The sequence below is a fragment of the Bacillus aerius genome (assembly GCF_029894105.1).
GTDB lineage: Bacteria > Bacillota > Bacilli > Bacillales > Bacillaceae > Bacillus > Bacillus altitudinis.
Genome location: NZ_JARYHO010000001.1, coordinates 1,326,215 through 1,352,473 on the forward strand (window position 1 = coordinate 1,326,215; position 26,259 = coordinate 1,352,473).

The 26,259-nt window shown below is 40.0% G+C and carries 23 protein-coding genes; 17 read left to right on the forward strand and 6 right to left on the reverse strand.

All coding sequences use genetic code 11. The features are described 5' to 3' along the window. The first annotated feature begins 253 nt into the window (after nt 1-253). The 10 genes from M2353_RS06840 to M2353_RS06885 all read left to right on the forward strand — a co-directional run bounded on the left by M2353_RS06840 (nt 254) and on the right by M2353_RS06885 (nt 11,808). On the forward strand, nt 254-1,243 hold the full coding sequence (locus M2353_RS06840) for a LacI family DNA-binding transcriptional regulator (RefSeq protein WP_256689214.1): 990 nt from the start codon (nt 254-256) through the stop codon (nt 1,241-1,243). Between the two features lie 55 nt (nt 1,244-1,298). Next, nucleotides 1,299-2,153, forward strand: a complete 855-nt coding sequence (gene glcT, locus M2353_RS06845) for a glucose PTS transporter transcription antiterminator GlcT (RefSeq protein ID WP_017359435.1) — start codon at nt 1,299-1,301, stop codon at nt 2,151-2,153. 202 nt (nt 2,154-2,355) lie between these two features. Further along, the gene (gene ptsG / locus M2353_RS06850) at nt 2,356-4,455 is read left to right on the forward strand and encodes a glucose-specific PTS transporter subunit IIBC (RefSeq protein ID WP_284725180.1); all 2,100 of its coding nucleotides are present in this window, start codon (nt 2,356-2,358) and stop codon (nt 4,453-4,455) included. Nucleotides 4,456-4,548: 93 nt separating this feature from the next. Then, nucleotides 4,549-4,815: a phosphocarrier protein HPr gene (locus M2353_RS06855; RefSeq protein ID WP_003211078.1), complete on the forward strand. Its 267-nt coding sequence runs from the start codon at nt 4,549-4,551 to the stop codon at nt 4,813-4,815. Beyond that, nucleotides 4,815-6,533 carry a phosphoenolpyruvate--protein phosphotransferase gene (ptsP, locus tag M2353_RS06860; RefSeq protein ID WP_008348058.1) on the forward strand — a complete coding sequence of 573 codons (1,719 nt, stop codon included), beginning with the start codon at nt 4,815-4,817 and terminating at the stop codon, nt 6,531-6,533. Before M2353_RS06855 ends, ptsP begins: the two co-directional genes overlap by 1 nt. A 98-nt stretch (nt 6,534-6,631) precedes the next feature. Beyond that, nucleotides 6,632-6,874, forward strand: a complete 243-nt coding sequence (locus M2353_RS06865; protein ID WP_034646394.1) for a transcriptional regulator SplA domain-containing protein — start codon at nt 6,632-6,634, stop codon at nt 6,872-6,874. A gap of 80 nt (nt 6,875-6,954) precedes the next feature. After that, nucleotides 6,955-7,983 (forward strand): spore photoproduct lyase, encoded by a 1,029-nt coding sequence (gene splB / locus M2353_RS06870; protein ID WP_007498710.1) that lies wholly within the window; start codon nt 6,955-6,957, stop codon nt 7,981-7,983. A 115-nt stretch (nt 7,984-8,098) separates the two neighbouring features. Beyond that, on the forward strand, nt 8,099-10,060 hold the full coding sequence (locus tag M2353_RS06875; RefSeq protein ID WP_284725181.1) for a methyl-accepting chemotaxis protein: 1,962 nt from the start codon (nt 8,099-8,101) through the stop codon (nt 10,058-10,060). Nucleotides 10,061-10,136: 76 nt separating this feature from the next. Continuing rightward, entirely contained in the window at nt 10,137-10,922 is a 786-nt protein-coding gene (locus M2353_RS06880; RefSeq protein WP_039169125.1) for an SDR family oxidoreductase, read from the forward strand. A gap of 13 nt (nt 10,923-10,935) precedes the next feature. Further along, nucleotides 10,936-11,808 (forward strand): NAD(P)-dependent oxidoreductase, encoded by an 873-nt coding sequence (locus tag M2353_RS06885; protein ID WP_024719662.1) that lies wholly within the window; start codon nt 10,936-10,938, stop codon nt 11,806-11,808. 113 nt (nt 11,809-11,921) lie between these two features. Here M2353_RS06885 and M2353_RS06890 read toward each other — a convergent pair whose 3' ends face one another. Then, nucleotides 11,922-12,719 (reverse strand): CAP domain-containing protein, encoded by a 798-nt coding sequence (locus M2353_RS06890; RefSeq protein ID WP_284725182.1) that lies wholly within the window; start codon nt 12,717-12,719, stop codon nt 11,922-11,924. A 336-nt stretch (nt 12,720-13,055) separates the two neighbouring features. Between M2353_RS06890 and M2353_RS06895 the strand changes: the two genes are divergently transcribed. Then, nucleotides 13,056-15,182: a peptidoglycan D,D-transpeptidase FtsI family protein gene (locus tag M2353_RS06895; RefSeq protein WP_024719663.1), complete on the forward strand. Its 2,127-nt coding sequence runs from the start codon at nt 13,056-13,058 to the stop codon at nt 15,180-15,182. Nucleotides 15,183-15,338: 156 nt separating this feature from the next. Beyond that, complete coding sequence (locus tag M2353_RS06900) at nt 15,339-17,165, forward strand: PAS domain S-box protein (protein ID WP_284725183.1); 1,827 nt, start codon at nt 15,339-15,341, stop codon at nt 17,163-17,165. A gap of 25 nt (nt 17,166-17,190) precedes the next feature. Here the strand turns inward: M2353_RS06900 and M2353_RS06905 are convergent, their stop codons facing one another. After that, entirely contained in the window at nt 17,191-18,363 is a 1,173-nt protein-coding gene (locus M2353_RS06905) for an aminotransferase A (protein WP_217967270.1), read from the reverse strand. A gap of 294 nt (nt 18,364-18,657) precedes the next feature. On the opposite strand from M2353_RS06905, the gene M2353_RS06910 reads away from it, so the two are divergent. Then, nucleotides 18,658-19,542 (forward strand): cation diffusion facilitator family transporter, encoded by an 885-nt coding sequence (locus M2353_RS06910; protein ID WP_243825200.1) that lies wholly within the window; start codon nt 18,658-18,660, stop codon nt 19,540-19,542. Between the two features lie 65 nt (nt 19,543-19,607). On the opposite strand, the gene M2353_RS06915 is transcribed toward M2353_RS06910, so the two are convergent. After that, nucleotides 19,608-19,760, reverse strand: a complete 153-nt coding sequence (locus M2353_RS06915; RefSeq protein WP_017367142.1) for a hypothetical protein — start codon at nt 19,758-19,760, stop codon at nt 19,608-19,610. 300 nt (nt 19,761-20,060) lie between these two features. Here M2353_RS06915 and M2353_RS06920 point away from each other — a divergent pair, with 300 nt between their 5' ends. The 3 genes from M2353_RS06920 to M2353_RS06930 all read left to right on the forward strand — a co-directional run bounded on the left by M2353_RS06920 (nt 20,061) and on the right by M2353_RS06930 (nt 23,018). Next, on the forward strand, nt 20,061-20,600 hold the full coding sequence (locus M2353_RS06920; protein WP_045035146.1) for an RDD family protein: 540 nt from the start codon (nt 20,061-20,063) through the stop codon (nt 20,598-20,600). Between the two features lie 125 nt (nt 20,601-20,725). Beyond that, nucleotides 20,726-22,036: an MFS transporter gene (locus M2353_RS06925; protein WP_268430893.1), complete on the forward strand. Its 1,311-nt coding sequence runs from the start codon at nt 20,726-20,728 to the stop codon at nt 22,034-22,036. Nucleotides 22,037-22,109: 73 nt separating this feature from the next. Further along, nucleotides 22,110-23,018 carry a chemotaxis protein gene (locus M2353_RS06930; RefSeq protein ID WP_008348035.1) on the forward strand — a complete coding sequence of 303 codons (909 nt, stop codon included), beginning with the start codon at nt 22,110-22,112 and terminating at the stop codon, nt 23,016-23,018. A gap of 238 nt (nt 23,019-23,256) precedes the next feature. Here the strand turns inward: M2353_RS06930 and M2353_RS06935 are convergent, their stop codons facing one another. Then, complete coding sequence (locus M2353_RS06935) at nt 23,257-23,718, reverse strand: YkyB family protein (protein WP_007498684.1); 462 nt, start codon at nt 23,716-23,718, stop codon at nt 23,257-23,259. Nucleotides 23,719-24,195: 477 nt separating this feature from the next. Continuing rightward, the gene (locus M2353_RS06940) at nt 24,196-24,411 is read right to left on the reverse strand and encodes a hypothetical protein (RefSeq protein WP_058337408.1); all 216 of its coding nucleotides are present in this window, start codon (nt 24,409-24,411) and stop codon (nt 24,196-24,198) included. A gap of 165 nt (nt 24,412-24,576) precedes the next feature. On the opposite strand from M2353_RS06940, the gene M2353_RS06945 reads away from it, so the two are divergent. Next, nucleotides 24,577-24,753 (forward strand): hypothetical protein, encoded by a 177-nt coding sequence (locus M2353_RS06945; RefSeq protein ID WP_173407972.1) that lies wholly within the window; start codon nt 24,577-24,579, stop codon nt 24,751-24,753. A 225-nt stretch (nt 24,754-24,978) separates the two neighbouring features. Here M2353_RS06945 and M2353_RS06950 read toward each other — a convergent pair whose 3' ends face one another. Further along, nucleotides 24,979-26,256: an MFS transporter gene (locus M2353_RS06950; RefSeq protein WP_008348012.1), complete on the reverse strand. Its 1,278-nt coding sequence runs from the start codon at nt 26,254-26,256 to the stop codon at nt 24,979-24,981. Between the last annotated feature and the right edge of the window lie 3 nt (nt 26,257-26,259).

A 26,259-nucleotide genomic window follows, 5' to 3' on the forward strand; every position in this document is an offset into this window, starting at 1 on the left:
CATCGTGATTTTTTTGTCACTCTTTGCGATCCTTATCAACAAAAAAATCATCAATTGATTGAAACGGCTTGATTTTATGTTCTTTTCCTAAAGGATGTAGTGCGAATCGAGCAGAAAACAAAATAGTCAAACATAATATGATCCATATGATAATACCCATCTTGAATTCCCCTTTCCACCCAGTGATTTGTTCAGCTCACATACATCTTAAAGTATGAAACGCTTACCATATCAAGAGAAAGTAGGAGAAAAAATGCCTAACATAAGGGATATTGCGAAAAGAGCGGGTGTATCTGTTACCACCGTATCACGAGTGATGAATGATCATCCTTATGTCAAAGAAGAAAAGCGAGAGCGCGTACTTAGTGCGATGAAAGAGCTCAAATATACACGGAATATTCAGGCAGTGCATTTAGCAAAGGGCTATTCCAATATGCTTGGAATTGTACTTCCGACAATTGATCACTCCTATTTCAGCGGAATTGTCACAGGGATTGCAGAGAAAGCACAGGAGTGCGGAATGCATTTTGCCTTGTTTCAAACAGGATATGACCCATTAAAGGAAAAAGAAGCATTAATGAGCTTAAAAGAGCAGCGTGTGGATGGTTTAATCTTTTGCTCAAATGCGTTAAGTGATCGAGAAATTTTAAAGTGGCAGGAATCTGGTCCTATTATCTTTTGTCATCCTACTCCGCATGATACATGTTCATCGGTATCGATTGCGCATGATCAGGCTTTTAAGGAAGGGCTTGAACACTTAGCGGCATGCGGTCATGAGCGAATCGCAATCGTTCTTGCTAGAACAGAAGGGGAGAACAGCCAAGTTCGCATTCAGACTTATCAAGAAATGATGCGGTCGCTTGGGCAGGACATTGATGATGAATGGGTCATTGAAGGAAAACTAACCATTTTTGATGGCAAGCAATTATTTACAGAATGGAAAGAGATGAAAAATCGTCCGACAGCCTTACTGATTACAAACGATGATGTCTCAGCAGGTTTTTTACTAGAGGCACAGCGTCACCAAATAAACGTTGGAGAATCACCAGCCATACTTGGCTTTCAAAACGATCAATTGAGTGAAGCATTGGGGATTTCTAGTATAGACATTCCCCTCAAACAAATGGGGCAGGAAGCATTTGACTTGTTCAATCAAGTATTACAAGGTGAGGCACCAGAAAAAAGGGTGCTGTCATATCGACTCGTTGAGCGCACAACGACTATTTTGAAAAACAATCGTTGACGCACGTTTCATCTGTTTTGTACGATAAGAAGGATTGAATAAGAAGGAGGTGGGGATGTTCATGGAATCCTTCACCGTTGATAAAGCGTTAAATAATAATGTCATCATCGCAAAACACCCTTCTTTAGGCGAAGTGGTCCTGATTGATAAAGGGATCGGCTTTGGGAAAAAATCGGGTGACGTTCTCGATCAAGCGGCATTTGAGAAAATGTTTGTGTTAAAGAATACAAAAGAGCAAACAGAATACAAACAATTGCTGCACCACATTAATGAGGACATGATTGAGCTTGCCAATGACGTCATTTATCATATACGAGAAAAAATGGGGCATCGTTTAAATGAGCATATTCATATTGCACTGACAGATCATATTGCCTTTAGTTTTAAGCGAGTTAAGCAAGGCTATGATATCACCAATCCTTTTATGCTTGAAACGAAATCCTTATACCCGAAAGAATACGAGGTCGCAAAGGAAGTCGTGGAACTGATAAATGCGCGGCCAGATGTTGAAACAAAGCTGCCCGAAGGAGAGATTGGGTTTATTGCGCTCCACATTCACTCTGCTTTAACGAACCGGCCTTTATCCGAGGTCAACCGTCATTCGCAGCTCATGACACAAATGGTCCAAGTCATAGAAGATGCATTTCATATGAAAGTAGATAGAGAAAGTATTCATTATTTACGCTTACTGCGCCATATTACGTTTTCGATTGAGCGTATTAAACGGGAAGAATCATTAGAGGAGCCAGAAAAGTTGCTTCATCTATTGAAAAATGAATATCCTTTATGCTACAATACTGCTTGGAAAATGATCAAAATTTTGCAACATGCATTGAAAAAGCCTGTACAAGATGCCGAAGCTGTCTATTTGACACTTCACCTGTACAGATTGACGAATAAAATTTCATAGTTTCCTTGAAACGTGTAACTGATTCGATCAGGCATGAGTGACTTAAGGTAAATACAGGATAAGATCCTGTTATTTGCGCAACCTTATATCACCATGCCTTTTTTGTGTTCTGAAAGTGAAATGTAAACGGTTAATTATGAAATGTACGTCAGTGTGTAATTGAAATGCATGTTGTAAGCGAAAACAAAAGGAGGTTCAACCAGTGTTTAAATCACTTTTTGGTGTGTTGCAAAAAATTGGACGAGCACTTATGCTTCCAGTTGCGATCCTTCCTGCTGCTGGTATTTTACTAGCACTCGGAAATGCGATGCAAAATCCGCAGCTGATTGATGTCGCTCAATTTTTAAGCAATGATACAATTCAGCTTGTTGCAAGTGTTATGGAGAATGCGGGGAATATTGTCTTCTCGAATCTTCCACTCCTATTTGCTGTAGGGGTTGCCATCGGTCTTGCCAATGGAGACGGTGTGGCAGGGATTGCCGCGATCATCGGTTACCTTGTCATGAACGTAACGATGAGTGCCGTATTAATGGCCAACGGTTCCATTCCATCCGATTCAATCAAATTGGCTAAGTTCTTTAAGGAAAGTCATCCAGCGTATGTGAATATGCTCGGCATACCGACCTTGTCTACCGGCGTGTTTGGCGGGATTATTGTCGGGGTATTAGCCGCTTATATGTTTAATAAATTTTACAAAATTGAGCTCCCGCAATATCTTGGCTTCTTTGCTGGTAAGCGTTTTGTTCCAATCGTTACGTCGATTTCAGCACTTATTTTAGGGCTTTTGATGCTCGTCATTTGGCCGCCAATTCAAGGTGCATTGAACTCATTTTCAACTGGACTGCTTGCAGCGAATGAGCCGCTAGCTGCCTTTGTATTCGGTGTCATTGAACGCTCATTAATTCCGTTTGGTCTGCACCACATATTCTACGCACCATTCTGGTATGAATTTTTTAGCTATAAGAGCTTATCAGGAGATATTATCCGTGGTGACCAGCGTATTTTCATGGCGCAAATCAAAGATGGTGTTCAGCTGACAGCCGGGACATTCATGACAGGGAAATATCCGTTCATGATGTTTGGACTTCCAGCAGCAGCACTTGCGATTTACCATGAAGCAAAACCTAAGAATAAAAAACTTGTAGCAGGAATTATGGGGTCAGCGGCCCTTACTTCTTTCCTAACAGGGATCACTGAACCGCTTGAATTCTCATTCTTGTTTGTTGCACCGATATTATTTGCGATTCACTGTGTATTTGCTGGATTATCCTTTATGATAATGGATATTCTAAACGTGAAAATCGGGATGACCTTCTCAGGAGGGTTAATCGACTTCTTCCTATTTGGTATCCTGCCGAATAGAACCGCTTGGTGGCTTGTTATTCCAGTCGGTCTCGTACTGGCTGTCATTTACTACTTCGGATTCAGATTTGCGATTCGCAAGTTTAATCTGAAAACGCCAGGACGAGAAGATGAAGCAGCTGACGGTGCAAGCAGCGCTCAATCTGGAAAAGGCGATGACTTACCTTATGAAATTCTTGAAGCAATGGGTGACCAAGAAAACATTAAACACCTAGATGCTTGTGTTACGCGTTTACGTGTCACTGTAAATGATCAGAAAAAAGTGGATAAAGACCGCTTGAAAAAGCTTGGCGCTTCAGGTGTCCTTGAAGTAGGGAATAACATTCAGGCCATCTTTGGACCACGCTCTGATAATTTAAAAACACAAATGCAAGACATTATTGCAGGGCGCACACCTCGACCAGCGAAAGACCCTTCTGCAAAAGAAGAAGTCAGTCAGCAGGTTGAAGAAGTCATTGCAAAACCGCTTCAAAACGAACAAGGGGAAGAAACGTTTGCTTCACCAATTACAGGGGAGCTGCATCCAATTACAGATGTGCCAGATCAAGTATTCTCAGGGAAAATGATGGGTGACGGTTTTGCTATCTTGCCAAAAGAGGGAACAGTGGTTTCACCAGTAAGAGGAAAAATCTTAAATGTGTTCCCAACAAAACACGCCATCGGCCTCCAGTCTGATGGTGGACTTGAAATCTTGATTCACTTCGGGATTGATACAGTCAGCCTCAAAGGAGAAGGATTTGAAGCATTTGTACAAGAGGGAGATCAAGTAGAAATCGGTCAAAAACTTTTAGAGGTTGATATTGATAAAATTAAGTCAGAAGTACCATCTTTAATGACACCAATTGTATTTACAAACTTAAGTGAAGGACAATTTATTGACCTTCAAGAATCCGGTGAAATCAAAGCTGGTCAAGAAAACATCATGAAAATTTCAAAATAATTTTCATAACTGCCGTTCTTGTTAGATGACAAGCTCGGCAGTATGATATAATATTGTGGATGTATGAAATGTATAAAAAGGAGATTGATAAAAATGGCTCAACAAACATTCAAAGTAACTGCAGATTCTGGAATTCACGCACGTCCTGCAACAGTTCTTGTACAAACTGCTAGTAAATATGATGCTGATATCAACTTAGAATATAATGGTAAAACAGTGAACCTGAAATCTATTATGGGTGTAATGTCTCTAGGAATTGCGAAAGGTGCTACAATCACTATCTCTGCTTCTGGTTCTGATGAAAATGATGCACTTGCTGCACTTAAAGACACAATGAAAAGTGAAGGCCTAGGCGAGTAATGCAACAACTGAAAGGAATCGGTGCTTCAGCAGGCGTTGCGATTGCAAAAGCATATCGTCTGGAAGAACCAGATTTAACAGTTCACCAAAAAGACATCAATGATCCAGAGACAGAAGTGAAGCGTTTTGAAGAAGCAATTCATGTTTCTAAACAAGAACTTGAAGCAATTAAAGAACATGCGCTAAAAGAGCTTGGCCAAGACAAAGCAGATATCTTTTCTGCACACCTTCTTGTGTTAAGTGATCCAGAGCTGCTCAACCCAGTGAAGGATAAAATCACATCGGATAAAGTAAATGCTGAATTTGCTTTAAAAGAAACAGCAACAATGTTTGTTACAATGTTTGAAGCAATGGACAATGAATACATGAAAGAACGTGCAGCGGATATTCGCGACGTTACAAAACGTGTCACTGGTCATTTGCTAGGCGTTGACATTCCAAACCCAAGTATGATTTCTGAAGAAGTCATTATCATTGCTGAAGATTTAACACCTTCTGATACAGCTCAGCTGAACAGACAATTCGTCAAAGGTTTTGCGACAGATATCGGTGGTCGTACTTCTCACTCAGCGATTATGGCTAGATCAATGGAAATTCCAGCAGTTGTTGGGACAAAAGAAGCAACAAAAACGGTGAAAAACAATGATCTGATCATTGTTGATGGTATTAGTGGAGACGTCATCATTCAGCCTTCTGAAGATGAAGTGAAAGCGTATCAAAAAAAGCATGAAGACTACTTAGCTCAAAAAGCGGAATGGGCGAAACTTGTTGACCAGCCAACGGTCACAAAAGACGGCGTTCACGTAGAGTTAGCTGCGAATATTGGAACACCTGAAGATGTAAAAGGTGTACTTGAAAATGGCGGCGAAGCAGTTGGATTGTACCGTACAGAATTTTTATACATGGGCAGAGATCAGCTCCCAACAGAAGAAGAGCAGTTCGATGCGTATAAAACCGTTTTAGAGAAGATGGAAGGCAAAGCAGTGGTTGTCCGCACACTAGATATTGGTGGCGATAAAGAACTTCCTTACTTGCAGCTTCCAAAAGAAATGAACCCGTTCCTTGGCTATAGAGCGATCCGCCTTTGCCTTGAAGAGCAGGAGATTTTCAGAACACAGCTACGCGCGTTACTTCGTGCAAGTACATATGGAAACTTGAAAATCATGTTCCCTATGATCGCGACGTTATCAGAATTTAGAGAAGCAAAAGCTATTTTACTTGAAGAAAAAGAAGCATTGGTTGCTGCTGGTACAGAAGTATCTGATTCCATTGAAATCGGAATGATGGTAGAAATTCCATCAACAGCTGTTATCGCAGATCAATTTGCAAAAGAAGTAGATTTCTTCAGTATTGGAACAAATGATTTGATTCAATACACAATGGCTGCTGATCGAATGAACGAACGAGTGTCTTATCTTTACCAGCCATACAATCCAGCTATTTTACGCCTCATAACGCTTGTGATTGAAGCAGCGCATAAAGAAGGTAAATGGGTTGGCATGTGCGGTGAGATGGCAGGAGATGAAATCGCAATCCCGCTCCTACTTGGATTAGGATTAGATGAATTTTCAATGAGCGCAACATCGATTCTTCCAGCAAGAACGCAGTTAAGCAAGCTTTCTAAGGAAGAAGCTGCATCATTTAAAGAGCATATCTTATCACTTAGTACAACTGAAGAAGTGGTTGATTTCGTGAAAAAAACGTTTCAACATAACTAGGTGATGTGAACCAGACAGGTCAAACTGTCTGGTTTTTTTGTCGAATTTTATCATAATCAGTCATATCGCATGAAGAGAAGGGCATCCTAAAATAAAAAATGGAGGTGACCAGTTTGTCTTTCTCTAACTATAAGCCGGGTGATCAAGTATATGTCATTTATCGAAATCCACATGCAGCCAATGTCGCACAAATTAAAGAAGCGGAAATCGTTTCACACCCTTACAATGAGCAAGAGCTTGCGCTATTTCTACTTGAAACATATCACCCATTAGCCCCTGATGATGCCGTATTTCCAACATACGAAGAAGCAGAAGCCCTTTATCAAGATCTGTTTGAATAAGGGAGATTTTAGAAAGGATAGAAGCCATCCTGAGAGGTTAAAGTAACGATATGAACCTATAAGGTAAGGATGTGCTAATTATGATCAAACCGTTCGTTCCCCAGCTTGTGTATATTGAACCTCGGGCGCTAGAGTACCCATTAGGACAAGAGCTGAAAGAAAAGTTTGAAGGCATGGGAATTGAAATTAGAGAAACAACCTCACACAACCAAGTGAGAAATATTCCGGGGAAAAATGATTTGCAAAAGTACCGTAATGCAAAGTCGACGCTCGTTATCGGCGTGAGAAAAACCTTAAAATTTGATACATCTAAACCATCTGCAGAGTATGCCATTCCGTTTGCGACAGGATGCATGGGGCATTGCCATTATTGCTACCTGCAAACGACTATGGGGAGTAAGCCGTACATTCGCACATATGTCAATGTAGAAGAGATCTTAGATCAGGCTGAACAGTACATGAACGAGCGTGCGCCTGATATCACGCGATTTGAAGCCTCGTGTACATCTGATATCGTAGGAATTGACCATTTGACTCACACACTCAAACGAGCGATTGAATACTTTGGTCAAACCGATCTTGGCAAACTACGCTTTGTTACGAAATTTCATCATGTAGACCATTTGTTAGATGCAAAACACAATGGACGAACAAGATTCCGTTTTAGTATCAATGCCGATTATGTCATTAAATATTTCGAACCTGGAACATCACCACTCGATCAGCGGATTGAAGCGGCTGTAAAGGTAGCAAAAGCAGGCTATCCACTTGGCTTTATTATTGCCCCTATTTACATTCATGAAGGGTGGCAAGAGGGCTATAAAGTCCTATTTGAAAAACTCGATGCAGCTCTCCCTGAAGAAGTGAGACAAGATATCACCTTTGAAATGATTCAGCACCGTTTTACAAAACCGGCGAAGCGTGTCATCCAAAAAAACTATCCAAAAACAAAACTAGAACTAGATGAAGAAAAGAGAAGATATAAGTGGGGTAGATACGGAATTGGAAAATATATCTATCAAAAAGATGAAGAACAAGAACTTAGACAGACATTAGAATCATATATAGAACAGTACTTTCCGTCTGCAAAAATTGAATATTTTACTTAAAACAAGTCATTATGGCTTGTTTTTTCTATTTAAATTTTCTTACAACTATTGAATGCGGTACCAATTTTGCCGATATACACATTAAGATGCGAAAGTAGGATGTAGGGGTGATGAGATGTTTAAGAAACTTCAAGTGAGAATAGCTGTTTTCATCTCAGTTATTTTAATTTTAACCGTTGTCGCAGTTCAAGTGGGTTCCAATTTAGTATTAAGACCACTGATTGAACGAGATGCGAAAACAACGACAGCAGCAACGGCAGAAAGCATGAGAGACATCATAGCACTAAAGCTTGAGAATTACGGTGATACGATTAACCAATTGGCAACAAGTACACTTACTGAAGAATTTGCACAGAAACAAACAAAGCAGACATTGGCATTTGAAAACGATGAATTAAAAGGATTGCAGGAGCAGGATGAACTCATCTCGCTTGCCTATATAGGAACAAGTGATGGTAAAATGTTTGCTTTCCCGGAGTCCGATTTTGGTGAAGGGTATGATCCGTCTAAACGAGACTGGTATATTCAAGCGGCTGAAAAGCCTGACGACGTCCTATGGACAGATCCGTACATTGATAAAGCAACAAGTGAAATGGTCGTTTCAGCCACGAAGGCGATCGTACGAAATGGGAAAGTAGTCGGTGTCGCTGGACTTGACTTGAAACTGGCTTCCATTCAGTCCTTTATAAATGAACAAAAGATTCCTTACATGGGAACGGCTTTCTTAGTTGACGGCACAGGGACCATTTTGGCACATCCAACAGAGCAAGGAAAAAATATCTCAAAAGTCGCTTCTGTGAAAAAAGCGATCGACAACTCGGGTATTGATGATGACAAACAGCTGACCGTCATCTCAAAAATTAAAGAGGCAAACTGGACGATCGGTGTGAGCTTCGAGAAAAAGAAACTTCTTTGGATCACTGAACAAATGAATCAGACAAGTATCATTATTTCTGTCATTGCCATTATACTTGCCATGATTCTAAGCTACTTATTGGCTAGAAGCATTACAACACCAATTAAACGCCTCATCGAGCATGTTCGTAAAGTGTCTGAAGGCGATTTAACCAGCTCGCTTGAGTCGAAGTCTCAGGATGAGATAGGGTTCCTGACGAAAAGCTTTAATCAAATGACTGAAGGCATCAGGGATTTAATTGAAAAAGTGAAAGAGTCTTCAGATCAGGTTGTGAAATCAACGGATGAAGTGACCCAAATTTCAAACGAGACCTTGCTGTCTAGTGAACAGATTGCAACGGCTATTCAAGAGGTCGCTGTAGGAGCGACGAAACAAGCATCAGAAGCGGAAACCATTAATGAAAAATCAGAGCATTTGTATGAAAAAGTTCGTCATATGGGTGAGCTTGCCACGCAAATGCAAACCAACTCAAAATCATCGGAAGATGCAAGCTATAGAGGACTTGATGCTCTTGGTCTGCTCGTCCAAAAATCAACACAAGCGAATGAAGAATCGAAGAAGGTAGAGCAAATGCTGCTTGACCTTGAGCATAAAACAAAAAATATTGAAAACGTCGTAACAGCGATCTCTGAAATCTCAGATCAAACGAATTTACTCGCACTGAATGCAAGTATTGAAGCAGCGAGAGCAGGAGAAAGCGGAAGAGGATTTGCTGTTGTTGCAGAAGAAGTCAGAAAGCTGGCTGAACAATCTGCAGAATCAACGAAACATATTAGTGAAACCGTAAAACTCATTCAAGATGAATCGAAAAAGGCAGCTGAAGCGATGACAGCAGCAAGCAAAATGAATGAAGAACAAGGTGATGCCATCAATTCAACAGGTGAGGCACTCAGCAGTATCACAATGGAAATGCAGGCACTTGTCGGCTCCATTGACAGCATTCATACACAAATCAATGAAATGACTGAAGAACAGCAGAAAATGAATGATTCCATTCAAAGTATTGCGGCCATTTCACAAGAATCCGCCGCTTCAGCTGAGGAAGTACATGCTTCCACAGACGAACAAGTACAAGCTTTAGAAAGAACGAAAACTTCAACAGAAATGTTGAACGAATCAAGTCAGGCACTGCGTCAGGCAGTCAATCGGTTTAAACTATAATCTTGCAGAAAAGAACCTTGCCATGTGAGCAAGGTTCTTTTTGTATGATAAAATATGAACAGAGGAGGGTGCCAACATGCATGTTAATCTATCTGGAAAAAAAGCATTGGTCGCAGCAAGCAGTCAAGGTATCGGTAAAGCCATTGCCTTTCATCTTGCAAAAGAGGGAGCAGATGTGATGCTCTCGGGAAGACATGAGCACACGCTGCAAGAAGCGGTCAAAGAATTATCCCCGCTTGTAAAAGGGAAGCTGACGTATCAAGTATGTGATGTATCTGATGCCAAGCAAATTAAAGCGCTTGTCGTCGCAGCAGCAGGTGATGAAAAACGTCTTGATATACTAGTGAACAATACAGGCGGTCCTCAAACAGGAACACTTGAAACCTTAACAGATGAAGATTGGATGGAATCATTTCAGCTTCATTTACTCAGCTATATTCGGTTATTAAAAGAAGCCTTGCCGTATTTAAAAAAACAAGGTGCACGAGTGTTAAATATTGCATCTATGTCGGTCAAAGAACCGATCCCAGGCTTGATGCTGTCGAATACATTTAGACCGGCCATTACCGGCTGGACAAAAACAGCTGCCCAGGAGCTTGCCAAAGATGGTATTTTGATCAATACCTTAGCCCCGGGGAAAATTGAAACAGAGCGCGTGAAACAGTTGGACAAACACCGTGCACAAGAGGAGCAACAATCGGTTGAAGAGATCAAAGCACAAGCTGAACGTATGATTCCGCTGGGCCGTTACGGACAGCCAGAGGAATTTGCAGCATATGCGGCTTTTCTTTTATCTGAAGCCAATACATATATGACAGGTCAAACCCTCATCATTGATGGTGGATTGACAAAGTCTCTATAAGGAGGAATTCTTGATGGCACAAATCAAAACAGTTGGTTTTATTGGAATCGGTGTAATGGGACGTAGTATGGCAGGGCATTTAATGGATGCTGGCTACGAAGTTCTCGTTTATACAAGAACAAAAGCAAAGGCAGACACATTGGTTCAAAAAGGTGCTCTTTGGAAATCGACCGTAAAGGAGATCGCAAAGGAGGCAGATGCCGTCATCACAATGGTCGGGTATCCATCAGATGTAGAAGAAGTCTATTTAGGAGAAGATGGACTCTTGGAACATGCTGCGCCTGGTACATACCTCATTGATATGACCACATCGAAACCTCAGCTGGCAAAAGAAATTGAAGCGAAAGCGAAGGAAAAAGGACTATTTGCATTAGATGCGCCGGTCTCTGGCGGAGACGTTGGAGCCCAAAACGGCACGCTGGCCATCATGATTGGTGGAGAAAAAGCAGCCTATGAAGCGTGCCTGCCGCTATTTCAGCAAATGGGCGAAAACATTCAATATCAAGGACCTGCAGGAAGTGGTCAGCATACAAAAATGTGTAACCAAATTGCTATCGCAGCAGGGATGGTAGGTGTCGCTGAGGCAATGGCTTATGCGGAAAAATCAGGACTTGATCCAGAGCAGGTACTTAAAAGCATCACAACAGGAGCAGCCGGCAGCTGGTCTTTGTCAAACCTTGCACCAAGAATGCTGAAAGGTGATTTCGAGCCAGGATTTTATGTGAAGCATTTTATTAAGGATATGGGCATTGCACTTGAAGAAGCAGAGCTGATGGGAGAAGAGATGCCAGGCCTGTCATTAGCGAAGTCATTATATGAAAAGCTCAGTGAACAGGGAGAAGAAAACAGCGGAACACAAAGCATCTATAAATTATGGGTGAAATAAAAAAACTGCTCCGCCTACGTGGAACAGTTTGTGGCGTGTAAACAAGCCCTCACATTGCTGAAAAAAGAAGACAAACTAAAAACCTGTCCCGAAAAGAGACAGGTTTTTTGATCTTATTTTCCGATGAATTGCTGCGTCCAGTAGTTACCAGATTTTACATAACCTACACCGATATGTGTATAGTTTTTGTTTAAAATGTTCGCTCTGTGACCTTCACTGTTCATCCAAGCTGTTACTACTTCTTGAGGTGATCTTTGACCTTGAGCAATGTTTTCACCTGCTGTTTTGTACGTGATACCAAATTGCTTCATTTGATCAAATGGAGATCCGTAAGTTGGGCTTGTATGAGAGAAATAGTTTTTATCTTTCATATCTTGTGATTTAGCGCGAGCAGATTTGCTTAATTTAGAATCAACAGAAAGAGCTTTTAAGCCTTGTTTTGCACGCTCTTTATTTGTCAGCTCAACCACTTCTTGTTCAAATGCATTTAAGTTGCTGTCTGCTTTTGTTGCAGTTGTGTCTTTTTGATCAGATTTTGAGCTGTTGTTCGTTGTGTTTTCTTTTGCTGGTGTGCTTGGTTTAGAAGCAGCTGGTTTTTTGACTGATTCTTGTTTTTGCTCATTTTTTGCTTTGTTTACTTCTTTCACCACTTTTGTTCCAGTAACAGGTTGACCACTTTTGATCAGCTTGTTTAATAGAGCTTCGATCTCTTTTTGATTTGAAGTGCTTAGCTTGTTTACATCTGAAGAGATATGTAATTTTGCAGCTAATGTATGAAGATCAATGGCTTGATGCTGTACGTTTATGACTTGTTTCAGGTTAAGCTCTTTCGCATCAGCTGAATGCCCTCCAGTGAACGTGATCAATGCAGCAGCTGTCAGCGCTGAAAAAATGAATGATTTCTTTTTCATTTTGTAACTCCTCCTAAAATCTTTGTTTTGTTTTCTCACAGAAAATCATAACATGGACTTTTTGTTATAAACGTACCAGCATCCTCCATTGACAACGCCCATTTGTCATTTTTGTTAAAGTCATAGAAAGAGTCTCCTTATATCAATGAATGGAGAATCTTTCTATTTAAAGAAAACGACATAAACATACCAATATTTTAAAGTGTTAGTATATTTTTTTGCAGAATAGGGATTGACAGCTTTTTTTCACTTGTTTCGCTGTAACAACTATTACAAAAGTGTTACAATAATGAGTGGTAATTGTAAAAGATTGAAAGGATGAGAGGAGCTACATAAGTGGGAGAGAAACAGCATCAAGGTGCTGCCGAGCAGAAAAAAATGAAGCGCCGGAACGCCTGGAGAATTAATCTCTTTTTCTTCGCTGTATTTAGTTTATTTGCTGGACTTGTCATCAAGCTCGGTGTGCTGCAAATCGTCAATGGTGAGGATTATAAAAAGCAAGCCAACCGAACTGAGGTCAAAACAGCATCATACCCGTCTCCAAGAGGAAAAATGTATGACGCGAGAGGAAGAGTCGTTGTTGATAACGAAAGTGTACCTGCCATCGTTTATACATCAGAAAGCGGTGTGAAAGCGGAGGATAAGATTAAAGTAGCAAGAAAACTTGCGACTTATATAAAAATGGATACAGATTTTTTGAGAGAGCGTGACATTCGAGATTTTTGGCTGGCCAGCCATCCGAAAGAAGCGGATAAGCTCATTTCAAAAGCAGAGCAAAAGAATCTTAAAGCAAAAGATGTCTATCCTCTTCAAGTAGAGCGTGTGCCTAAGAAAGAAGTCAAGGCGATCGAAAAAGATGCAGAGGAAAAAGCAGTTGCAGCGATCTATCGCAGGTTTACAGGCGGATATGCCTTTGAACCTCAAATCGTGAAAGCAATGGACCCGAACGAAGAGAAAAAAGGGGACGAAAAAGTTGCTTTACTCGATGAAACAAAAGAATCAAAACAGACATCATCCGTAAGTTTGACATACGAAGAGATCTCACTTGTATCAGAGCATCTTGATGAACTGCCTGGTGTAAATGTCATCAATGACTGGACAAGGAAATATCCGTATGAAAAAACCCTCTATAATGTCCTTGGCGGTGTCACCACCCCAGAGCAAGGCATTATAAAAGAGCGTGAAGATTACTATATGGCAAGAGGTTACTCGAGAAATGACCGAGTAGGAAAAAGTTATTTAGAATATCAATATGAAGATTTTCTCAATCCAGAAAAAGCAACTGTTCAATATACACAGGTCGGCGGAAAACTGCTTGATGAAATCAAGCGGACAGAAGGACGAAGAGGACTTGACCTTGCACTCACATTTGATATGGAGCTGCAAAAGGAAGTCGACAAAATCGTTGAATCAGAGCTAAGATCCGCTAGTGCAAGAAACTATATGATGGACCGTGCCTTTGTTGTGATGATGGACCCTAACACAGGTGATGTTCTCGCAATGTCAGGGAAGAAAATGGACGGAAGAGACGTCACAGATTATGCGATCGGAACATTTACGACTCAGTATGAAATGGGCTCTGTTGTCAAAGGAGCTACTGTCCTCTCTGGTTATCAAGATGGCATGTCACACAACCAATCTTATATGGATACACCGCTGTATTTTGCGGGAAGTGGAGGAAAGCCGAAACAGTCTTACAAAGTTCTTGGATGGGTTAACGACCTTCAGGCACTCCAAAAAAGTTCCAACGTTTACATGTTCCAAGTGGCGATGAGAATGGCAGGGATCACCTATCAAAAGGACGGCCCGTTACCGGCAAGACCTGAACACTTACAAAAAATGAGAAACTATTATGCGCAATTCGGTCTTGGCGTAAAAACAGGCATCGATTTGCCGCAGGAATCAAGCGGAATGCAGACGCATCCTAAGACAGTCGGCGGACTCTTACTTGATGAAGCGATTGGCCAGTATGACACGTATACACCACTTCAAGTTGCACAATACATGTCGACCATCGCAAATGGAGGTAACCGTATTCAGCCAAGAGTGGTGAAAAGTGTTCACTTCCCAACGAATAAGGAAGAAGTAGGTCCTGTTGTGAAGAAATATGAGCCGAAGGTGCTGAACACCATTAACAACTCGAAAGCAGATATCGACCGCGTCAAAATGGGACTAAAAATGGTCACATCAACAGGCGGGACTGCCGCTGGCCGGTTCGGTCAGCATGATGTCGCAGGGAAAACGGGTACAGCCCAAACCTTCTACTATGGTGCCAACCGGAGCTGGTGGGGGAATGCCACGTACAATTTAACCTTTGGAGGATATTATCCTTCTTCCAATCCGAAAGTGGCATTTAGTGTCGTCACACCGTATGTATCAGATAAAGATCCTGTCATTAAAACCATTCCAAGTAAAATTGTTGATAAGTACGTTGAATTACAAAAGAAATATGAAAAGCAATAAACAGCAGGGAGCACAGCAAGAGAAAGTGCTCCCTTTTTGCTGAAAATATGGACGTTTCACAAGAGATTGGGAGGAAAATACGGTTTTTCTAGCGAATCCTTTTTATACATCAAACTAAGGACAACCCTAAAAAAATTAAAGGAGGGTCGGACGACGATGGAACAAAAAATGAAAGATTCGAATCAGCTGTACTCGAATATTGATTTACATGCCGTTCTTTCTTCTAATGGCCGCTTTCTCTACATTTCTTCCAATTGTAAGCAGCTTTTGCTCTATGAACAAAAGGATTTACTAGGGTGTTTTTTGAAAGACTTTGTTCATACCGAAGATCAATTTCTCGTCGAAAGTTATTTCTATAATCAGCACATGCTAGAGATTTGCCACTTTAGACTGCTTAGAAGTGATCTTACAGCTGTATGGGTAGAAGCAAGCATTGATTTTGTTGCTTGTGATGGGTTAGACAACGAATTAAGTAGAGAAATGATCCTGAAAATGAGGGTAATGAATACAGAGCCTCAAAAAGCAGCATTTCAACCAACAGAAGTGTCAGAACAGTCGTTAGGCAGTCTACCGGCTTTCCAAGATGTCAGTGAAGCTGAAAATCTGATTGCCATGCTGCCAAATCCGTTATGTATTACGGCGCTTGGGAAAATTGTGTATGCCAACGATGCGATGCTGCAATTAATGGGTGTATGTACAAAAGATGAAATGATCGGCAAGTCTGCGTTTGATTTTATTGCCGAGGAGTACCATGACATTGTGAGAAGCCGAATCAAAAGACTACAGCAAGGCCTTCCAGTCGGAATGATTGAACAAATATGGAAAAGGAAAGACGGGAGCATGATTCATATTGAAGTGAAGTCATCTCCGGCAATTTATCAAAATCAACGGGCAGAACTTTTACTATTAGTGGATATCTCTTCCCGTAAAAAATTTCAAACCGTTCTTCAGAAAAGCAGAGAGCGGTATCAGCTGCTTATCCAAAATTCTATTGATACCATCGCCGTCATCCACGATCATAAATGGGTATTTATGAATGAATCAGGTATTAAATTATTTGAAGCCGAACATTACGATAAATTAATCGGAAAAGATATCTTTCATCAAATCCATTCATGTGATCAGCAAAAAGTCAAAAAGAGCTTATCACGTATAATCGAAAGAGCATCAGATTCTGAGATTGTGACGATGAGCTGCCATACGTTTAAACACCGGTTGATTTATACAGAAATGGTGTGTATCCCTACCACATTTTTTGGTGAAACAGCCGTTCAAATTATTTTAAGAGATATATCTGAACGAAAACAGACAGAAGAACTCATGCTGCGCTCTGAAAAATTATCAATCGCAGGTCAATTGGCAGCAGGTATTGCACACGAAATAAGGAATCCACTGACAGCGATTAAGGGCTTTTTACAGCTCATTAAACCAAAAACAAAAGACCGTGATCAATATTTTGAAATTGTCTTCTCTGAGCTGAGCCGGATTGAAATCATCTTAAGTGAGCTACTAATGCTTGCGAAGCCGCAGCAAACAGCATCCATGCAGACGCTTGATTTGAAAAAAATCATTAGCGAAGTCACCGCTCTGCTAGAAACACAGGCCAACTTAAATGGAATTTTGATGAACACAAGTGATATCGAGGAGGATCTCCTGATGAATGGGGATCAAAACCAGCTGAAGCAGGTGTTTATCAATTTAATCAAAAATGCCGTCGAATCCATGCCGGACGGAGGGAAGGTAGACATTACCGCCAAAGCCGAAAAAGAAGGGATACTTGTCACGATTAGAGATGAAGGAATTGGTATTCCTGAATCGGTCATGAAGCGGATCGGCGAACCTTTTTTAACGACAAAAGAAAAGGGAACAGGACTTGGGCTCATGGTGACATTTAATATTTTAGAAAATCACAACGGAACCATCCGGGTAGATAGCCACCCAGAGAAAGGGACTGTGTTTCACATCATGTTTCCCGCAAAATAAAAACAACGGCAAGAGAGCCGTTGTTTCATCCGTCTATTGATTGTATGGAACGCTTTTCAAGAACAAATTGTTCGAGACGGTCAAGTCCTTCTTTTAACGTTTCAAGTGAATATGCATAGGAAAGGCGCACATATCCTTCTCCGAGTGAAGAGAAAGCAGAACCAGGTACGACCGCAAGTCTTGTACTTTCTAACAACTCCATGCAAAAATCAAATGAACTCATCCCAAACGATTCAATGGAAGGGAAAATATAAAAAGCGCCGGAAGGCTTAATGACCGGAAGCCCCATAGAAATGAGTCGATCATATACATAGTCGAGTCTTTTCTTATATTGCTCTCTCATGATCAGTGCATCATCCACACCATTTGTCACTGCTTCAAGTGCCGCCTTTTGTGAGATAGCCGAGGCACAAGACACGTTATATTGATGTACTTTTAATACATGTTTAGCAATAGGAGCGGAAGCTAATAAAAAGCCGATTCTCCATCCGGTCATGCTATGAGATTTTGACAGTCCATTGATGACAATCGTCTGTTCCTTTAAGAAAGAAGCAATGGAGTGATGCGGACGATCAAATGTCAGCTCACTATAAATTTCATCAGATAAAATAAAAATATCCTTTCCTTCAAGAAGCTGTGCAATTTCTTTCAATTCTTCTTCTAATAGCGTGACCCCAGTTGGATTTGAAGGGTATGGAAGGACAACACACTTTGTCTTTTCCGTTAATGCATCTTCAATCAGCTTGGCGTTTAATTTAAAACCGGCATTTGTTGTGTCGATATGCACAGGCACCGCACCGCACATCCGAATGATCGGTTCATAGCCAGGGTACACAGGGCCGGGCAGGATGACCTCATCGCCTTCAGTCAAAATGGTTCGAAACGCAGCATCAATTGCTTGACTCGCACCTGTTGTCACAATGATTTCTGTCTCTGCATCATAATCAAGATGGACTTTCTTTTTGATGTACTGCTGGATCGCTTGTCTTAGCTCTAAAAATCCAGCATTATGAGTATACGAGGTGAAATTCTCGTCAATGGCTGTTTTGGCAGCTGTTTTGACATGATGCGGCGTATAAAAATCGGGCTGACCTATGGTCAATGAAACGACATCCTCATATGAAGATACGAGATTTGAAAATGTTCGAATGCCTGAAATTTCAATATCCTTTACTCTTGGATTCAGCAAATGCTCCATTTCTCATCACCTTAAAAATTTATGTTTTTATCCTATTTTACCATTCACTGCATAAATGTCACCTGCGGAAAGGCTTCGGATATCGTTATATGTAGTCTATTCTCCTATCCATCACAGCATGAGTGATATATGAAGAAAGAGCAACATTTATTATAGCGTAACCTGCTCGGAAAATACAGCTCTGCTTAAGATGATTAGAATAAGGCAAAACGGTATAAACTGAAAGAACGAGAGAATCAAGTCATGGGAATTGCTTTCACAGGCATACGATCTCCTGAAGGAGGACGATAATAGATGGATCAATCAGCAAAGACATCGAAAATAGCCTTTTTATCCGTCATGAGTAATACGTTTGTTGTGGTCCTTAAAATCATTGTAGGGGTGTTAACTGGATCTGTAGCGGTTTTATCAGAAGCCATTCACTCTTTTCTCGATTTAATGGCCTCTTTTATTGCATTTATCTCTGTTCGTATTTCAAGAAAGCCGGCAGATTCAAAACATCCTTATGGACATGGGAAAGTTGAGAATATTTCTGGAACGATTGAAACTTTGTTGATTTTTGTTGCTGGGATTTGGATCATTTATGAGTGTGTTCATAAATTAATGCATCCTGAGCCTGTTAAACTGCCGGTACTTGGTATTGTGGTCATGCTGATCGGGGCACTTATCAATTTTGTTGTGTCGAGAGTTGTGAACAAAGAGGCAGAGCGAGTACATTCTGTTGCCATGAAATCGAATGCACTGCATCTTTTAACAGATGTGTTTACCTCACTAGGGGTCGCCATTAGTTTATTGCTTGTTGCATTAACGGACTGGTATTTCCTCGATCCGATTATTGGAATGGTGCTAGCGCTCTATATTATGCGTGAAGCGTTTAAGCTCATGAAGGAAGCCTTCCCGCCGCTTGTCGACGCCCGGTTAACCCCGGAAGAAGAACAAACGATAGAGGCCATCATTCAAACATTCAGTCAAGAATTCATTGAATATCATGACTTTCGAACAAGACGATCCGGTGCTGAAGAATATATTGATTTTCATTTGATTGTACATGGAAAAACAACCATTGAAGATGTTCACCAATTATGTGATCGAATTGAAGAGAACATTCAGCAGGCGTTTCCGCATGCACAAATCTTTATTCATGTAGAACCTGAAAGTGAAAGAAGCACACAAACGTAAAAAGGCGATACCACCTCTTTGAAGGTTGTATCGCCTTTTTTTTACGCTTCATCTATGAAATGAAATCAATATCCATAAGCAGTATCGTAATCTTCATACCAAGAGATATAAGCAGCATCTTCATTAGATAAACCATGTTTCATATCTAAAAAATCAGCTTCGCAAATATCTTCAATCACAGTCATTTCGTTGTTCTTTAATAGTACGACAGTTCCCATCATGAACACCTTTCTTTAAAAAATCCTTGACTATTGTACCATGTGAAACGTGATTGTCAACAGAAGAATCGAAATGAGACAAAAATATCACAAAATGTTAAAAAATCAGGCGTTGAAAGAACTAGATGTGCCATGATTTCTGTGAATTTTCAGTATTTATTCACATAAATCATCTTTGAAAAATGATCTAAAATTCATGTAAAAATGTAAAGCTCCATTGATCTTGCGATATTCATAAGATATAATAACGAATGATTATAAGAAATTTATAGAAAACATACATAATAAAGGAGAAATAGGATGGAAACAAACATGTCAGAAGCACCTATTCAAGAAGAAAAACATCCTGAACTAGCTGGTGTAGGTTATCGTTTTCTTGCTCATCTTTTAGACGGTGTCATTATTAGTGTACCATTTTCATTCATTGTATTTATTCTCGCAACACTCTTTTTTGTCTCAAGCCCTGAGGCGGCATTTTTAATGTATGATGATAGCTATTACTATTCTTCAACGGTGATCACGGATGAAGAATGGGCAGTCATAATGGGCTTTATCTTTTTCTATGGCGTAACGATTTTAGTCGGTATCGCGGTGACTTGGCTGTATTATGCGATCATGGAATCATCAAAGCTGCAAGGAACTCTTGGCAAAATGGCTCTTGGAATCAAAGTGACAAAAGTAACGGGTGGAAAAATAACATTCGGGCGCGCGACAGGCCGCTTTTTTGCAAAAGGCTTTTTGTCTCCAATCTTATGTATTGGCTACATCATTGCGTTTTTCACAGAAAAAAAACAAGCACTTCACGATTTGATTGCAAGTACCATTGTCGTAAAGAAATAATGAAAAGAAGCACCTCTGCTAAATAGTAAGGGGTGCTTTTTGTATAGATTGCTTGTATGGAAGAGGGAAACGTCACATAAAGTAGAATGATAGTGAAAATAAAAGCAGAGAAGGGAGTCAATCTATTGAAAAGAGGGAAAATGACTGTTCAAAAAAAAGGGGCAAGCTTCGGGCTCTTTTTCACAGCACCTGTTTTGGCCTGGGCATTGTATGATTTTGCAAATACGATATTTTCATCGAATATGATCACCATTTTCTTCCCATTTTACTTGCAGGAGACGATAGGCGACAGTGCGAGGATGGATCAAATCGCCAGTACATTTATTTCTTATGCGAACGCACTTGCAAGCTTTTTCCTCGTCATTTTTACGCCTTTATACGGTGTGCTGATTGATCGTACAGGGAAAAAGAAGCGGTATATCACGGTGTTTACCCTGATTTGTATTGCCTGTACCTTTATGATGGGGATCTTTGCTGGGATTGATTTCTCAAGCGAATGGTTTGGTCTTCCTGTCTCCTTATTGGTGGTGGTTACCTTGTTCGTCATCGCCAAATTTTTCTATCACTCTAGTCTTGTTTTTTATGACACCATTTTGCCCGATCTTGGGACAAAGGATGAAATCCCCCTCATTTCTGGATTCGGTATTGCTGTCGGCTATTTAGGTACACTTGTCGGCCTTTCTGTTTATTTACTTGTAGGAAATGACCAGTTTCATGAAGCATTTATTCCGACAGCCCTTTTATTCTTTCTCTTTTTTCTTCCCTTTCTCTTTATTATAAAAGATCCTCAACCTCTCCCGCAGCAAGAGAAAAAGGCGTCTTTTTTCAGCGGGTATAAAGAGATTATTCGTACGTTTAAAGAGATGAAGCAGTACAAACCGGCTTTTATTTTTATGATCGCTTTCTTTTTTATGAATGATGCGTTGCAGACAGCGATTGCGATGATGGCTGTTTATGCAAAAATTATCATTGGCTTTACGGCAGGTCAATTTATTTTGCTTTATCTTGTGTCCACGATTTCAAGTATCATTGGCTCGTTTCTATTCGGATATGTCACAAAGGCCATCGGGGCAAAGCGCTCGATTACAGTCGTGTATGTCATTTTAATTGTGGCGCTCATTCTAGCTGTGACAGCGACAACTGAATGGGTCTTCTGGGTAGCAGGCAGTCTATTCGGAATTTCACTTGGCGCAAGCTGGGGATCATCACGAATCCTCATTATTGAGCTGACGCCTAAAGATAAACGAGGGCAATTTTTTGGTCTCTTTGCGTTTTCGGGAAAGGTGTCTTCAATTGTTGGTCCCATCATTTATGGCTCCGTCACACTGCTATTTGCAACACATGGGAATCTCGCAAGCCGTCTTGCATTAGGGTCTTTGCTCATCCTTGCAGCCATAGGACTTGTGATTCATCAATTCGTGCGAGAGAAAGCGTAAAGAAACGTCAACTTTTTACCCATGCTGCCGATATAAAAAGTACAATCTTATATTGAAGAATAGAGGGATTTCCGTGGCTTTAAACAAACAAGAAATTTTACTTGACTCTGGTACTAATGAATTGGAAATTGTGAAGTTTGAAATTGGTTCAAATCAATTCGGCATTAACGTCATGAAAGTAAGAGAAATTATTCAGCCAGTTGAGGTGACAGTTGTACCGCACTCTCACCAAGATGTAGAAGGGATGATTAGTTTACGAGGCGAGATTTTACCAGTCATCAATCTATTTTCCTTTTTTAATGTCGAGTCAGATCAGTCAGAACAAGAGAAATACATTGTGACTGAATTCAACCAACGGAAATTTGTGTTCCATACAGGAACGGTATCACAAATTCACCGCGTCAGCTGGGAAGAGATTGAAAAACCAACTGCACTCAATCAAGGAATGGACCGTCATTTAACAGGGATCATTAAGCTTGACGAGAAAATGATTTTCCTTCCAGATTACGAAAAAATCATCTATGATATTGAATCCGCATCTGGCGTAGACACATATCATATGTTTGACGGTGAGAAAGATGAGAGAAGAACAGGGAAGAAGCTGTATGTTGTTGAAGATTCTCCGCTTCTCATGCGCTTATTAACAAATGAATTAACCGAGGCAGGCTATAAAAACATTGTGACCTTTGAAGATGGAAAACAAGCATATGACCATGTCATGGATCTTGTCAGTAAAGGCATCAGTGTGACAGAAGAAATTGATATGATTATTACAGATATAGAAATGCCAAAAATGGATGGACATCGATTAACAAAGCTGCTGAAGGACAATCCTTTAACACAGTCCATTCCAATTCTCATTTTCTCTTCATTAATTACGGACGATCTGCGTCATAAAGGAGAAACCATCGGTGCAGATGATCAAATTAGTAAACCAGAAATTCATCAGTTGATTGAAAAAGTAGATCATTTTATTATCTAAAGAAAAAAACCACTCGCTTTGAGTGGTTTTTCAGCGTGTAGACAAACCCTCGCATTCTTTGTCAGTCCTGCGTGCTGGTGCTCACGAATGTCAAATTCGCTCCGCACAAGTAGCTGTCCTTCCAAGACTGCAAAGGTTTTCTATCACGCTGAAAAGAAGACAAAGAGCTAAAATAAACAACATTTTAGCCCTTTGTCCATAATATGAAAAACCACTCGCTTTGAGTGGTTTTTTCTGTTTAAAAATAACTTTCCCCGAGCCGTTTGAAGACGGGTTTTGTATAATGTGATTTTTGTTTTGTGGCGGCAGGTTTTTCTTTTAAACCGACATACGTTTGAAGTATTTGTTTTGCTCGATTTAATGACATATTCGCTTTCGGATTGCGATATGATTGATTTAAATTTCCTAAGTGTGGCAAAAATTCGAAGTCTTCTTTAGTTGGTGGCAGATGAAAATAATAATCTCCGATTTCAATCAGCACGTCGGACTGTTGTTGACTATATCTGGGATTGTTAGAGAAATGTAGGCCCACTTTTCTTCCTTTACCTTCTTGCAATAGTTTTTGCAGCGCACGTTTTTTCAAAAGATAAAGAAACTTGGGATTTGGTGCGGTTTTAGCATGGCGGTTAACAGTATAAATGGCTTTTGCGATGTTTTCTGCTGTAGGTTCTATGTCTTTAGTATGAGCATAATCGTCCATTTTTTCTCTCCTTTGTCTTTCGTCTTCCTGTGCTTAGTATAAATTATACGTTTTTATTAGTAAATTGCAAATAGTCTTATTGTAAAAAGCAATGAGATTACATGGTTATTATTTAAAATAGCCAAAAATCATAATGTTGAAACCTTGCTGAAATTTGAAGAGGTCGACACATCTTTCTATCACTTTTATGATGAATGTCTCGCTGTTTTAGATAAAAAGCATACCATTATGTTAAATATTCAAGTGGTAGGAATTGGCTGAGCATTGGTAGAAGATGCAGTAGGGGTGCATAAGTTAAAAGATCGTTTGTTTTCGATCATTAGAGGATGTAGTGAAATGTATACAAAGTGAACTATCATAACAAGATAACTACCTATTTGAATCAATGGGTAGTTTATCAATGTATAGATGATTCATCGTGTAAAATTTACCATATGCAAGACAATCAAAGTCGAACATATGGCTTAAAAACATGGACTATTTCGTATGGCTAGAATAAGCACAGTAAAAACAGCCGTTAAAATCAGTTTCACTCGTCATTTTTTTGGCTTCATCCATGGCGCTTTCACTGTTCATGTGCAGACCAATCAACGTACGGCTTGCTGCATCACCTAAAAATGCGCAGTCTTCTGTATGTACAACATATTGTCCTTGTTCATTTTTTGAATGAATAAAATAATAGCTTTTTAGCATACCTCTCACCTCCAACCTGACTATATTACTATAAAACTTCCAATATTGTAAAGAATTTTTATTAAAAATGTTGCATTTATACACATCCCTTTTATTTCATAAAAAGAAAAATTTGTTATAAGATAAGAAGAGCAAAGTCAATGAGAACAGAAAGGACGGTTTAGATTGAAAGATATTTTAACGCCTTTATTGGTCGCTTTTGTCGTTGGAGGCATTGTGTACGTGATAGATGATCAGCCGATTCATCCTTTTCTTCTTTTTCTTATCTTATTTATTAGCATTTATACAGTCGATAGAATCGTTCATTTTGCTTCAATTCATTTCGATGAGCAGAAAAAATAAGCGTCGTTTATGTTACTGCCATGAAAAAAGGACTTTCTATAGAAGAAAGTCCTCAGCGTGTAGACAAACCCTCGCATTCTTTGTCAGTCCTGCGTGCTGGTGCTCACGAATATGAAATTCGCTCCGCGCCAGTACTCGTCCTTCCTAGACTGCAAAGGTTTTCTATCACGCTGAAAAGAAGAAAAAGGGCTAAAATAAACATTATTTTAGTCCTTTTTGCTTCATCTATTGTACTCCCTGACCTTTTAATTCACGCTGTACATCTAAGTCGGCAGCTTCTCTGCTGAACTTTGGCAGTGTAATGAAGTAAAAAAGGAAGACGAGTAAAATAATAATACCCATTCCGTAATAAATGTAAGAAACATTGGTGATGAGCTTTGGAAATAACACGGCAATTAAACCTAGCGTCATTGATTGTGCAAACATGGTGAGCGGATCAACCCACCCTGATACGCGTCCCATCAGACGAGGGTGAACAATTCTTGGGAGCCAGCCTCCAATGACAATGTTGACTGGACCAATACATGTACCAATGACAAATGATGTGACATAAAATAACCATAATGTATGGGTAGAACCAAGGACAAAAATTAAAATACCTGCAACTAGAATTGGAATCGACATGAGATATTGCATCTTTACCTTTTTCGCAAGAATAGAGCCAAGTAAGCTTCCAACTAGAAGTCCGGCACCGATCGCGATCGTAAAAAAGGATGTATGCAGTTCAAAATGGTCCGGTGAAAGACCGTATTTCATTGTAAACATCGGAAGAACGGCAAATGCGCCATTCACAAGACCAAAAACAAAAAAGCCAAAAATTAAAGAAGCCAATAATTTATTTTTTAAAATATAGAGAATGCCTTCTTTAAAATCTTTTAGAGATGTTTTAACGGTCATGCCTTTCCAGCCTGCTTGTCCATTAGGCTGTCGTGCTTCAATTGGAATATTGCATGATCGAATGAGAATACCGGAAATAATAAAACTGACCAAATCAATGGTAATGGCACCGTGAAGTCCAATCGTTTTATACATAATGGCACCAATTCCAACACCAAATACCATAAACAAACTAAACAGCATCTGATTTAAACCAGCAGCTTTTGCATATTGATCTTTATTTAAAATGGCCTGAACGAGAGAGGCTTCAGCTGGATAGAAGAACTTCGTAATGGCACTTCGTATAAACAAGATCAAGAAAATAAGCGGCAGTGAATTAAAATAAATGACGATAAATAAAACGATCGTCAGCCCAGCTCGTATCCAATCACAATTCTCTGCGACTTTTTTACGATCAAAACGGTCTGCGACCACACCGACCATAAAAAAGACAAAGATCGTAGGCAGTGAATACATTAACTCTGCTAAAGTGGCGTAAGCGGGCTGATGACTAAAATGATCGAGCAAATAAAAGGCAAACGCCATATTGCCTACTGTTGTCCCCATTTGCGAGGCAAGTGCTGCAAAAAAGAGACGAACAAAATTTCTGTTTTTAAAAATATCCATAAA